11 protein-coding genes are annotated in these 13,057 nt (G+C 62.1%); all 11 read left to right on the top strand.

The features are described from left to right. Window positions 1-129: 129 nt before the first annotated feature. Window positions 130-900 (top strand): secretin N-terminal domain-containing protein, encoded by a 771-nt coding sequence (locus tag CAG11_RS25165; protein ID WP_085598534.1) that lies wholly within the window; start codon window positions 130-132, stop codon window positions 898-900. Window positions 901-1,383: 483 nt separating this feature from the next. Then, window positions 1,384-2,709, top strand: a complete 1,326-nt coding sequence (gene aceA, locus CAG11_RS25155) for an isocitrate lyase (protein WP_022639644.1) — start codon at window positions 1,384-1,386, stop codon at window positions 2,707-2,709. 596 nt (window positions 2,710-3,305) lie between these two features. After that, window positions 3,306-3,719, top strand: coding sequence for an NADH-quinone oxidoreductase subunit A (locus CAG11_RS25150; RefSeq protein WP_022639645.1), 414 nt, complete (start codon window positions 3,306-3,308; stop codon window positions 3,717-3,719). A gap of 10 nt (window positions 3,720-3,729) precedes the next feature. After that, complete coding sequence (locus CAG11_RS25145; protein ID WP_022639646.1) at window positions 3,730-4,404, top strand: NADH-quinone oxidoreductase subunit B family protein; 675 nt, start codon at window positions 3,730-3,732, stop codon at window positions 4,402-4,404. Window positions 4,405-4,475: 71 nt separating this feature from the next. Further along, window positions 4,476-6,257, top strand: coding sequence for an NADH-quinone oxidoreductase subunit C/D (gene nuoC / locus CAG11_RS25140; RefSeq protein ID WP_031320145.1), 1,782 nt, complete (start codon window positions 4,476-4,478; stop codon window positions 6,255-6,257). A gap of 2 nt (window positions 6,258-6,259) precedes the next feature. Beyond that, window positions 6,260-6,757 (top strand): NADH-quinone oxidoreductase subunit NuoE, encoded by a 498-nt coding sequence (gene nuoE, locus CAG11_RS25135; RefSeq protein ID WP_012313767.1) that lies wholly within the window; start codon window positions 6,260-6,262, stop codon window positions 6,755-6,757. After that, a complete protein-coding gene (nuoF, locus tag CAG11_RS25130) occupies window positions 6,754-8,133 on the top strand; it encodes an NADH-quinone oxidoreductase subunit NuoF (protein WP_022639648.1) in 1,380 nt (459 codons plus the stop codon). Before nuoE ends, nuoF begins: the two co-directional genes overlap by 4 nt. Before the next feature lie 132 nt (window positions 8,134-8,265). Next, window positions 8,266-10,980: an NADH-quinone oxidoreductase subunit NuoG gene (nuoG, locus tag CAG11_RS25125; RefSeq protein ID WP_085598530.1), complete on the top strand. Its 2,715-nt coding sequence runs from the start codon at window positions 8,266-8,268 to the stop codon at window positions 10,978-10,980. Further along, the gene (nuoH, locus tag CAG11_RS25120) at window positions 10,977-11,984 is read left to right on the top strand and encodes an NADH-quinone oxidoreductase subunit NuoH (RefSeq protein ID WP_085598527.1); all 1,008 of its coding nucleotides are present in this window, start codon (window positions 10,977-10,979) and stop codon (window positions 11,982-11,984) included. Before nuoG ends, nuoH begins: the two co-directional genes overlap by 4 nt. Before the next feature lie 11 nt (window positions 11,985-11,995). After that, window positions 11,996-12,544 carry an NADH-quinone oxidoreductase subunit NuoI gene (gene nuoI, locus CAG11_RS25115; RefSeq protein ID WP_022639651.1) on the top strand — a complete coding sequence of 183 codons (549 nt, stop codon included), beginning with the start codon at window positions 11,996-11,998 and terminating at the stop codon, window positions 12,542-12,544. Between the two features lie 9 nt (window positions 12,545-12,553). Next, on the top strand, window positions 12,554-13,054 hold the full coding sequence (gene nuoJ, locus CAG11_RS25110; protein WP_022639652.1) for an NADH-quinone oxidoreductase subunit J: 501 nt from the start codon (window positions 12,554-12,556) through the stop codon (window positions 13,052-13,054). The last annotated feature ends 3 nt before the right edge of the window (window positions 13,055-13,057 follow it).

Below are 13,057 nucleotides of genomic sequence, written 5' to 3'. Positions count from 1 at the left end.
CCCCTGCGCCTCGAGGCCAGGACCAGGATGGCGGGGCGTTTTGCCGTCCAGGATTCAACTTGCCCCACCCCGGGCCGACAAAGTGTCAAACTCAAGGCCTTACGCCAGCTATTCGCGGAGATAACGGATATGTCCCTACGCACCCTGCTCACGACACTGCTGCTGACCTTCAGCTGTTCGGTCTTCGCCGCCAGCGAAATCGTGCCCCTGAACAACCGCACCAGCGCCGACCTGCTGCCGGTGGCACAGAACTTCCTCGGCAAGGACGGCAAGGTCAGCGCCTACGGCAACCAGTTGATCGTCAACGCCGAGCCGGGCCGCATCGCCGAGCTGCGCGCCTTCATCGCCCAGCTCGACACCCCGGCCAGGCGCCTGCTGATCACCGTCGACACCAACGAGAACAACTTCCAGGGCAACCAGGGCTACGCGGTCAACGGTGCGCCGCAGGCTCGCATCATCAACCGCAGTACCGAAAGCCGTGACGGCGGCATCCAGCAGGTCCAGGCCAGCGAAGGCGTGCCGGCACTGATCCAGGTCGGCCAGAGCATACCCCTGACCACCACCCAGACGGACTCCTACGGCCGCCTGCAGAACCAGACCCAGTATCGCAACGTCACCCAAGGCTTCTACGTGACAGCAAGCGTCACCGGCGAGACCGTGCACCTGAGCATCAGCACCAACCGTGACCGCATGAGCCAGGAACGTCCCGATGTAGTGAACGTGCAAAGTACCGACACAACGGTCAGCGGACGGCTGGGCGAGTGGATCACCCTGGCTGGCGTCAATCGCCAGACCCAGGCCGACAAACAGGGCCTGGGCCGCAGCTACTCGACCCAGGGCCGGGATGACATGACCTTGCGGGTCAAGGTCGACACCTTGGACCAAGGCACCGAAAACTGACTGATTAGTCGTATTAGACCAAAGATGTAGTGCCTCAAAAAAAGCACTACAAAACATTTGACGAGCCAAAAAACCGCGGGCATGATGGCCTCGCTCCCGCTAATCAGGGGCCCTGGCAAGGGCCTTCGGATCGTTGCTCTAACCCACCCACCTGAGCCGATTCGTGTCTGTACCGCCCACAAGGCGCGTTTGACGAGATTGCGACTGGAACGAAGTTGTCCCGAGGGACGGAAGCGTAATTAGGTAGATCGGCAACACACTGAAGGATCGCATAAAGGCCCACGACGCCCGGACGCACCCTGCAGCTGGCCTCCACCTGCTCACTTCCCCTCGAGCCCATCGTTCACCCGTCGCCATCGCGCCAGACCGACTTGAGCATCCAGCCTCTGGTCAGCGAACAGCCTTCTACGCACTTTTTCAGGACCTGCGTAATCGGCGGAGCAGGAATTTTCCACCAAGACCTATGCGACGAGGTTTATCTCCATGGCACTGACACGCGAACAGCAAATTGCAGCCCTCGAAAAAGACTGGGCCGAAAACCCGCGCTGGAAAGGCGTGACCCGTACCTACACCGCCGCCGATGTCGTTCGCCTGCGTGGTTCCGTCCAGCCAGAGCACACCCTGGCCCGCATGGGCGCGGAAAAACTGTGGAACCTGGTGACCAAGGGCGCCCACCCATCCTTCCGCCCTGAAAAAGATTTCGTCAACTGCATGGGCGCCCTGACCGGCGGCCAGGCCGTGCAACAGGTCAAGGCTGGCATCCAGGCCATCTACCTGTCCGGCTGGCAAGTGGCTGCCGACAACAACTCGGCCGAGTCCATGTACCCAGACCAGTCGCTGTACCCGGTGGATTCGGTTCCAACCGTGGTCAAGCGCATCAACAACTCGTTCCGTCGTGCCGACCAGATCCAGTGGAAAGCCGGCAAGAACCCAGGCGACGAAGGCTACGTCGACTACTTCGCACCGATCGTGGCTGACGCCGAAGCCGGTTTCGGCGGCGTACTGAACGCCTACGAGCTGATGAAGAACATGATCGAGGCAGGCGCTGCCGGCGTTCACTTCGAAGACCAGCTCGCTTCTGTGAAGAAGTGCGGCCACATGGGCGGCAAGGTACTGGTTCCAACCCAGGAAGCCGTACAGAAGCTGACCGCTGCCCGCCTGGCAGCCGACGTTGCCGGCGTACCGACCATCATCCTGGCCCGTACCGACGCCAACGCCGCCGACCTGCTGACCAGCGACTGCGACCCATACGACCAGCCATTCGTGGTCGGCGAGCGCACCCAGGAAGGTTTCTACAAAGTACGCGCCGGCCTCGACCAGGCGATCGCCCGCGGCCTGGCCTACGCGCCATACGCCGACCTGATCTGGTGCGAAACCGCCAAGCCGGACCTGGACGAAGCCCGTCGTTTCGCTGAAGCGATCAAGAAGGAATACCCGGACCAGATCCTGTCGTACAACTGCTCGCCTTCCTTCAACTGGAAGAAGAACCTGGACGACGCCACCATCGCCAAGTTCCAGCGCGAGCTGTCGGCAATGGGCTACAAGCACCAGTTCATCACCCTGGCCGGCATCCACAACATGTGGCACGGCATGTTCAACCTGGCGCATGACTACGCCCGCAACGACATGACCGCCTACGTGAAGCTGCAGGAGCAGGAATTCGCCGACGCCTCCAAAGGCTACACCTTCGTGGCGCACCAGCAGGAAGTGGGCACCGGCTACTTCGACGACATGACCACCGTGATCCAGGGCGGCAAGTCCTCGGTAACCGCCCTGACCGGCTCCACCGAAGAAGAGCAGTTCCACTGATCCGGCATCACGCCCCGATCGAGCGGCCAATGCAGACCCGGTAAGAACAACTGCATTGCTGTAAATCTGACGCCCCGACTGGTTCGGGGCGTTTTTTTTACCATCCTGAAGCGGCCGGGGCGATACGGCCGGTATCACCCCCCCTGCCTCACCTCCCGAATCACAACGCAGCCAACGTACAAAAACTGGCAAAACATTGACCCAGGACGGTATCCACTGCAGCGAAACAGGCTAAAAGGTGCGGCCCTGCTACTTGCAGTAACAGGGATATAACAAACAACTTTCCTACCCCCTCGAGGAAAGCAGTTTAAATCAGCACCCAAACAATATTGATTATCATTTAGATATTGCGACTTTCGTTACAGCCACAACAAAAGATAATTAACGAAACTCCCGCTAATGCCCGCAGGCCGCGGCTTGCGGGGCTACGAAGGCGAGCTATGTCCTTATTACGATAAACAATTTCGCTTCAGAAATTTTACTTGCCCGGTGTTTAGCCATAAAATCAGCGCGATTGATTGCACTGCGACATATCGTCACTGCTTTGTTTCTTTATCAAGCTCAGAGACTCTTGCTCTCTGTTAAGGATTACCAGCATGCCCGAAGCGACAGGACTCATGGCCCACAACTGGGGCTTTGCCATTTTCCTTCTGGGTGTTGTCGGCCTATGCGCCTTCATGCTCGGCCTCTCCAGCCTCCTCGGGTCAAAAGCCTGGGGCCGCAGTAAAAACGAACCGTTCGAGTCCGGCATGCTACCTACAGGTGGCGCCCGCTTGCGGCTCTCAGCCAAATTCTATCTGGTCGCGATGCTCTTCGTGATCTTCGATATCGAAGCCCTATTTCTCTTTGCCTGGTCTGTGTCCGTCCGCGAAAGCGGCTGGACCGGATTCGTCGAAGCTCTCGTTTTCATAGCAATTCTGTTGGCAGGTCTTGTCTACCTTTGGCGGGTGGGGGCTCTTGATTGGGCTCCGGAAGGTCGTCGTAAGCGGCAGGCGAAGCTAAAACAATGAGGCTTTGGCAATGCAATACAATCTCACCAGGATCGACCCCGATGCTCCTAACGACCAGTATCCAATCGGCCAGCGGGAAACCGTCGCCGATCCGTTAGAGGATCAGGTCCACAAAAACATCTTCATGGGCAAGCTGGAAGACGTGCTGAGTGGCGCGGTCAACTGGGGTCGCAAGAACTCCCTGTGGCCATACAACTTCGGTCTCTCCTGCTGCTACGTGGAAATGACCACCGCCTTCACGGCGCCCCATGACATCGCGCGCTTCGGCGCCGAGGTTATCCGGGCATCGCCACGCCAGGCGGACTTCATGGTCATTGCCGGTACCTGCTTCATCAAGATGGCACCGATCATCCAGCGTCTCTACGAGCAAATGCTCGAACCCAAGTGGGTCATCTCCATGGGTTCGTGCGCCAACTCCGGTGGCATGTACGACATCTACTCTGTAGTTCAGGGGGTGGACAAGTTCCTGCCCGTGGACGTCTACGTACCTGGCTGCCCGCCCCGTCCCGAGGCATTCCTGCAGGGCTTGATGCTCTTGCAAGAATCCATTGGCCAGGAGCGTCGCCCACTTTCCTGGGTCGTCGGCGACCAAGGCGTATATCGCGCTGAAATGCCGTCGCAGAAGGAACAGCGCCGCGAACAGCGTATTCAGGTCACCAACCTGCGCAGCCCTGACGAAGTCTGATCCAGATCTGTTCTTAACCAAGAAACGAAACTGGCTTCACTCTTTACGTTGACCGAAAGCGATAAAAAACCATGACTACAGGCAGTGCTCTGTACATCCCGCCTTATAAGGCTGACGACCAGGATGTGGTCGTCGAACTCAATAACCGTTTTGGCCCCGAGGCGTTCACCGCCCAGGCCACCCGCACCGGCATGCCGGTGCTGTGGGTCGAGCGCTCCAAGCTCGTCGAAGTCCTGACCTTCCTGCGCAACCTGCCCAAGCCGTACGTCATGCTCTATGACCTGCACGGTGTGGACGAGCGCCTGCGCACCAAGCGCCAGGGCCTGCCAAGTGCCGACTTCAGCGTGTTCTACCACCTGCTGTCGATCGAGCGAAACAGCGACGTGATGATCAAGGTAGCCCTGTCCGAGGGCGACCTGAACCTGCCATCCGTGACCAGTATCTGGCCCAACGCCAACTGGTACGAGCGCGAAGTCTGGGACATGTTCGGCATCGATTTCGCCGGCCACCCTCACCTCTCGCGGATCATGATGCCGCCGACCTGGGAAGGTCACCCGCTGCGCAAGGACTTCCCGGCCCGTGCCACCGAATTCGATCCGTTCAGCCTGAACCTGGCCAAACAGCAGCTGGAAGAAGAAGCAGCCCGCTTCCGCCCTGAAGACTGGGGCATGAAGCGCTCCGGGGCCAACGAGGACTATATGTTCCTCAACCTGGGCCCGAACCACCCTTCGGCCCACGGTGCCTTCCGCATCATCCTGCAGCTGGACGGCGAAGAGATCGTCGACTGCGTACCGGACATCGGCTACCACCACCGTGGCGCCGAGAAAATGGCCGAGCGCCAGTCCTGGCACAGCTTCATCCCCTACACCGACCGCATCGACTACCTCGGCGGAGTGATGAACAACCTGCCGTACGTGCTCTCGGTCGAGAAGCTGGCTGGCATCAAGGTGCCGGAGAAGGTCGACACCATCCGCATCATGCTGGCCGAGTTCTTCCGGATCACCAGCCACCTGCTGTTCCTGGGTACCTACATCCAGGACGTGGGCGCCATGACCCCGGTGTTCTTCACCTTCACCGACCGCCAGCGCGCCTACAAGGTCATCGAGGCCATCACCGGCTTCCGCCTGCATCCGGCCTGGTATCGCATCGGCGGCGTGGCCCACGACCTGCCGCGCGGCTGGGACAAGCTGGTCAAGGAGTTCGTCGACTGGTTGCCCAAGCGCCTCGACGAATACACCAAGGCCGCCCTGCAGAACAGCATCCTCAAGGGTCGGACCATCGGTGTCGCCGCCTATAACACCAAGGAAGCCCTGGAGTGGGGCACCACCGGTGCCGGCCTGCGTTCCACCGGTTGCGACTTCGACCTGCGCAAGGCCCGTCCGTACTCGGGTTACGAGAACTTCGAGTTCGAAGTCCCACTGGCCCACAACGGCGATGCCTACGATCGCTGCATGGTCCGTGTCGAAGAGATGCGCCAGAGTATCCGCATCATCGACCAGTGCATGCGCAACATGCCGGAAGGCCCGTACAAGGCGGACCACCCGCTGACCACGCCGCCACCCAAAGAGCGCACCCTGCAGCACATCGAGACCTTGATCACGCACTTCCTGCAAGTTTCGTGGGGTCCGGTGATGCCGGCCAACGAATCCTTCCAGATGATCGAAGCGACCAAGGGCATCAATAGTTATTACCTGACGAGCGATGGCGGCACCATGAGCTACCGCACCCGGATCCGTACTCCGAGCTACGCGCACCTGCAGCAGATCCCTTCGGTGATCCGCGGCAGCATGGTCGCGGACTTGATCGCGTACCTGGGTAGTATCGACTTCGTTATGGCCGACGTGGACCGCTAAGCATGAACAGCACGCTTATCCAGACAGACCGTTTCGCCCTGAGCGAAACCGAGCGCTCGGCCATCGAGCACGAGATGCATCACTACGAGGACCCGCGCGCGGCGTCCATCGAGGCCCTGAAGATCGTCCAGAAGGAACGTGGCTGGGTGCCGGACGGCGCCATCTACGCCATCGGCGAAGTGCTGGGCATCCCCGCCAGCGACGTCGAGGGTGTGGCCACCTTCTACAGCCAGATCTTCCGCCAGCCAGTGGGCCGCCACATCATTCGCGTGTGCGACAGCATGGTCTGCTACATCGGCGGCCATGAGTCGGTGGTCAGCCAGATCCAGAGCGAGCTGGGCATCGGCCTCGGCCAGACCACCGCCGACGGTCGCTTCACCCTGCTGCCAGTGTGCTGCCTGGGCAACTGCGACAAGGCCCCGGCACTGATGATCGACGACGATACCTTTGGCGACGTGCAACCTGCCGGCGTCTCCAAGCTGCTGGAGGGTTACGTATGACCATTACTTCCTTCGGCCCGGCCAACCGCATCGCGCGCACGGCCGAAACCCACCCGCTGACCTGGCGCCTGCGTGACGATGGCGAGCCGGTCTGGCTGGCCGAGTACGAGTCCAAGAACGGCTATGCCGCAGCCCGCAAGGCGCTGGCGCAGATGTCCCAGGACGATATCGTCCAGGCCGTCAAGGACTCTGGCCTCAAGGGCCGTGGTGGCGCAGGCTTCCCCACCGGCGTGAAGTGGGGCCTGATGCCCAAAGACGAATCCATGAACATCCGCTACCTGCTGTGCAACGCGGACGAAATGGAACCCAACACCTGGAAGGACCGCATGCTGATGGAGCAACAGCCCCATCTGCTGGTCGAAGGCATGCTGATCAGCGCCCGTGCGCTGAAGGCCTACCGCGGCTACATCTTCCTGCGTGGCGAGTACACCACCGCGGCCAAGCACCTGAACCGTGCCATCGAGGAAGCCAAGGCCGCAGGCCTTCTGGGCAAGAATATCCTCGGCTCGGGTTTTGACTTCGAGCTGTTCGTGCACACCGGTGCCGGTCGCTACATCTGCGGTGAAGAAACCGCACTGATCAACTCCCTGGAAGGCCGTCGCGCCAACCCACGCTCCAAGCCGCCCTTCCCTGCCGCCGTCGGCGTGTGGGGCAAGCCGACGTGCGTGAACAACGTCGAGACCCTGTGCAACGTGCCGGCCATCGTCGCCAACGGCAACGACTGGTACAAGTCGCTGGCACGCGAAGGCAGCGAAGACCACGGCACCAAGCTGATGGGCTTCTCCGGCAAGGTGAAGAACCCGGGCCTGTGGGAACTGCCGTTCGGCGTCACCGCCCGCGAGCTGTTCGAAGACTACGCCGGCGGCATGCGCGATGGCTTCAAGCTCAAGTGCTGGCAGCCAGGCGGCGCCGGTACCGGCTTCCTGCTGCCCGAGCACCTCGACGCGCAGATGTACGCCGGCGGCATTGCCAAGGTCGGCACCCGTATGGGTACCGGCCTGGCCATGGCGGTGGACGACAGCGTCAACATGGTGTCCCTGCTGCGCAACATGGAAGAGTTCTTCGCCCGTGAGTCGTGCGGCTGGTGCACCCCATGCCGCGACGGCCTGCCATGGAGCGTGAAGATGCTGCGCGCCCTGGAAAAAGGCCAGGGCCGCGCCGAAGACATCGAGACCCTGCTGGGTCTGGTCAACTTCCTCGGCCCAGGCCGTACCTTCTGTGCTCACGCACCGGGTGCCGTCGAGCCATTGGGCAGTGCCATCAAGTATTTCCGGTCCGAGTTCGAGGCCGGTGTCGCTCCAGCAAGTGCTGGCGACGCCCTGCGCCCGAACCTGGCCAAGCCAATCCAGGCCGGGCCGATCGTGGTCGGCGCATAACAAGATGAATCGCGGATGGTCCGTGCCATCCGCCGGCCTCGCGGCCCGCCCGACTCGTTCGGTGCGGGCCGCAGGCCCACCGATTTCCATTAGCCACGCCCGCTCACGCGGGCCAACGAAGAACTTTGAACCATGGCCACTATCCACGTAGACGGCAAAGCGCTCGAAGTCAACGGTGCGGACAACCTGCTACAGGCTTGTCTGTCACTCGGCCTCGACATCCCCTATTTCTGCTGGCACCCGGCGCTCGGTAGCGTCGGCGCCTGCCGGCAGTGTGCGGTCAAGCAGTACACCGACGAGAACGACACCCGCGGTCGTATCGTCATGTCCTGCATGACCCCTGCCTCCGACGGCACCTGGATCTCCATCGAAGACGAGGAATCCAAGGCGTTTCGCGCCAGCGTCGTCGAATGGCTGATGACCAACCACCCGCACGACTGCCCGGTGTGCGAGGAAGGCGGTCACTGCCACCTGCAGGACATGACGGTAATGACCGGCCACAACGAGCGCCGCTACCGTTTCACCAAGCGTACCCACCAGAACCAGGAGCTCGGCCCGTTCATCGCCCACGAGATGAACCGCTGCATCGCCTGCTATCGCTGCGTGCGCTACTACAAGGACTACGCTGGCGGCACCGACCTGGGTGTCTACGGCGCCCACGACAACGTGTACTTCGGTCGCGTCGAAGATGGCGTGCTGGAAAGCGAATTCTCCGGCAACCTCACCGAGGTCTGCCCGACCGGTGTGTTCACCGACAAGACCCACTCCGAGCGCTACAACCGCAAGTGGGACATGCAGTTCTCGCCGAGCATCTGCCATGGCTGCTCCAGCGGCTGCAACATCAGCCCCGGCGAGCGCTACGGTGAACTGCGACGCATCGAGAACCGCTTCAACGGTTCGGTCAACCAGTACTTCCTCTGCGACCGTGGCCGCTTCGGTTATGGCTATGTCAATCGCAAGGACCGTCCTCGCCAGCCACGCCTGGCCGACGGCACCCAGCTGAACCTGGACCAGGCCCTGGACCAGGCTGCCGACCTGCTGCGCGGACGCAACATCGTTGGCATCGGCTCGCCACGCGCCAGCCTGGAAAGCAACTATGCGTTGCTGGAACTGGTCGGCGCCGAGCACTTCTATTCCGGTATCGAAGCCAGCGAACTGGAGCGCATCCGCCTGGCGATGCAAGTGCTCAAGGACAGCCCGCTGCCAATTCCCAACCTGCGTGAAGTGGAAGACCACGACGCGGTGTTCGTCCTCGGCGAGGACCTGACCCAGACCGCCGCCCGCATGGCCCTGGCCCTGCGCCAGTCGGTCAAGGGCAAGGCCGAGGAAATGGCCGACGCCATGCGCGTCCAGCCATGGCTCGACGCTGCGGTGAAGAACATCGGCCAGCACGCGCTGAACCCGCTGTTCATCGCCAGCCTGGCTGCAACCCGCCTCGACGACGTCGCCGAAGAGTGTGTACACGCCGCTCCCGACGACCTGGCCCGCATCGGTTTCGCCGTGGCCCACGCCATCGACGCCAGCGCGCCGGCGGTGGAAGGCCTGGACCGCGAAGCCCAGGAACTGGCCCAGCGCATCGCCGATGCCCTGTTGGCAGCCAAGCGCCCGCTGATCGTGTCCGGCACTTCCCTGGGTTCCAAGGCACTGATCGAGGCCGCGGCCAACATCGCCAAGGCCCTGAAGCTGCGCGACAAGGCCGGCTCCATCAGCCTGGTGGTGCCAGAGGCCAACAGCCTCGGCCTGGCCATGCTCGGTGGCGAATCGGTGGACGCGGCCCTGCAAGCGGTGATCGACGGCCGTGCCGACGCCATCGTGGTCCTGGAAAACGACCTGTACACCCGCACCGACGCAGCCAAGGTGGATGCCGCGCTGAGCGCCGCCAAGGTGGTGATCGTGGCCGACCACCAGCAGACCGCTACCGTGGAGCGCGCGCACCTGGTGCTGTCCGCGGCGAGCTTCGCCGAAGGCGATGGCACCCTGGTCAGCCAGGAAGGTCGCGCCCAGCGCTTCTTCCAGGTCTTCGACCCGACCTACCTGGACGCCAGCATCATGGTCCACGAAGGCTGGCGCTGGCTGCACGCCCTGCGCAGCACCCTGCTGAACAAGCCGGTGGACTGGACCCAGCTGGACCAAGTGACCGCTGCCTGCGCCGCGAGCAACACGCAACTGGCCAGCATCGTCGATGCCGCGCCGTCCGCTGCGTTCCGCATCAAGGGCCTGAAGCTGGCGCGCGAACCCCTGCGCTACAGCGGCCGGACCGCCATGCGCGCCAACCAGAGCGTGCACGAACCGCGTACTCCGCAAGACCCGGATACCGCCTTCGCCTACTCCATGGAAGGTTACTCGGGCTCCGCCGAGCCTCGCTCGCAAGTGCCATTCGCCTGGTCGCCGGGCTGGAACTCGCCGCAAGCCTGGAACAAGTTCCAGGACGAAGTCGGCGGCCACCTGCGCGCCGGTGACCCGGGTACCCGCCTGATCGAAAGCCAGGGCGATCGCCTGAGCTGGTTCGCCAGCGCACCGAAGGCCTTCTCCCCGGCCCAGGGCACCTGGCAGGCCGTGCCGTTCTACCACCTGTTCGGCAGCGAGGAGAACTCCTCGAAGGCCGCTCCGGTGCAAGAGCGCATTCCAGCCGCCTACGTGGCCCTGGCCAAGTCCGAGGCCGACCGCCTGGGCGTCAACGATGGCGCCATGCTCGCGGTGAGCCTGGCCGGCCAGACCCTGCGCCTGCCGCTGCGGATCAACGAAGAGCTGGGTGCCGGCCTGGTAGCCCTGCCAGTCGGCCTGGCCGGGATTCCTCCGGCGTTCGCTGGCTTTTCCGTTGACGGTCTGCAGGAGGCGGCGCAATGAGTTGGTTTACCCCTGAAGTGATCGACGTGATCCTCACGGTCGTCAAGGCGATCGTCATCCTGCTGGCGGTGGTGATCGCCGGTGCGCTGCTGAGCTTCATCGAACGTCGCCTGCTGGGCTGGTGGCAGGACCGCTACGGCCCGAACCGCGTTGGCCCGTTCGGCATGTTCCAGATCGCCGCCGACATGCTGAAGATGTTCTTCAAGGAAGACTGGACCCCGCCGTTCGCCGACAAGGTGATCTTCACCCTGGCACCGGTGGTGGCCATGAGCGCCCTGTTGATCGCCTTCGCGATCATCCCGATCACCCCGACCTGGGGTGTCGCGGACCTGAACATCGGCCTGCTGTTCTTCTTCGCCATGGCCGGCCTTTCGGTCTACGCGGTGCTGTTCGCCGGCTGGTCGAGCAACAACAAGTTCGCCCTGCTGGGCAGCTTGCGTGCCTCGGCCCAGACCGTGTCCTACGAAGTGTTCATGGGCCTGGCGCTGATGGGCATCGTGGCCCAGGTCGGTTCGTTCAACATGCGCGACATCGTCGAGTACCAGGCGCAGAACCTGTGGTTCATCATTCCGCAGTTCTTCGGCTTCTGTACCTTCTTCATCGCAGGCGTGGCCGTGACTCACCGTCACCCCTTCGACCAGCCCGAAGCGGAACAGGAACTGGCCGACGGTTACCACATTGAATATGCCGGCATGAAGTGGGGCATGTTCTTCGTTGGCGAATACATCGGCATCATCTTGATCTCGGCACTGCTGGTCACCCTGTTCTTCGGTGGCTGGCACGGTCCGTTCGGCATCCTGCCGCAACTGTCCTTCGTCTGGTTCGCTTTGAAAACCGCGTTCTTCATCATGCTGTTCATCCTGCTGCGCGCCTCGATCCCGCGCCCACGCTATGACCAGGTGATGGACTTCAGCTGGAAGTTCTGCCTGCCGCTGACCCTGATCAATTTGCTGGTGACCGCTGCGCTCGTGCTCTACAACGCGCCAGCCGTTGCGGCCCAGTGAGGATTTGACCCATGTTCAAATATATTGGCGACATCGTGAAGGGTACTGGTACCCAGTTGCGCAGCCTGGTCATGGTCTTCGGCCATGGCTTTCGCAAGCGCGACACCCTGCAATACCCGGAAGAGCCGGTGTACCTGCCACCCCGCTACCGTGGTCGCATCGTACTGACCCGCGATCCCGACGGCGAAGAGCGCTGCGTAGCCTGCAACTTGTGCGCGGTGGCCTGCCCGGTGGGCTGCATCTCGCTGCAAAAAGCTGAAACCGAAGACGGTCGCTGGTACCCGGACTTCTTCCGCATCAACTTCTCGCGCTGCATTTTCTGTGGTCTCTGCGAGGAAGCCTGTCCGACCACCGCGATCCAGCTGACACCGGATTTCGAGATGGCCGAGTTCAAACGTCAGGACCTGGTTTACGAGAAGGAAGATCTGCTGATCTCCGGTCCCGGAAAGAACCCTGATTACAACTTCTATCGTGTTGCAGGTATGGCCATTGCCGGTAAGCCCAAAGGCACCGCGCAGAACGAAGCCGAGCCGATCAACGTGAAGAGCTTGCTGCCTTAAGGAAGAACGATGGAATTCGCTTTCTATTTCGCGTCAGGTGTTGCGGTGGTCTCCACGCTTCGTGTGGTGACCAATACCAACCCTGTGCACGCCCTGCTCTACCTGATCATTTCGCTGATCGCCGTGGCGATGACCTTCTTCAGCCTCGGCGCGCCGTTCGCCGGAGCCCTGGAAGTGATCGCCTACGCCGGCGCCATCATGGTGCTGTTCGTATTCGTGGTGATGATGCTCAACCTCGGCCCGGCTGCCGTCCAGCAAGAGCGTATCTGGCTCAAGCCGGGCATCTGGATCGGGCCGGTGATCCTCGCTGCCCTGCTGCTGGTCGAACTGCTGTACGTACTGTTCAGCCACCAGAGCGGTGCCGGCATCGGTCAAACCACCGTAGACGCCAAGGCCGTGGGCATCAGCCTGTTCGGTCCTTACCTGCTGGTGGTCGAACTCGCCTCGATGCTGCTGCTCGCCGCAGCCGTCACGGCGTTCCACTTGGGCCGCAACGAGGCGAAGGAGTAATAC

The sequence above is a fragment of the Pseudomonas sp. B6(2017) genome (genome assembly GCF_002112765.1).
Lineage (GTDB): Bacteria > Pseudomonadota > Gammaproteobacteria > Pseudomonadales > Pseudomonadaceae > Aquipseudomonas > Aquipseudomonas piscis.
This window is presented reverse-complemented; position numbering and strand designations above follow the sequence as displayed.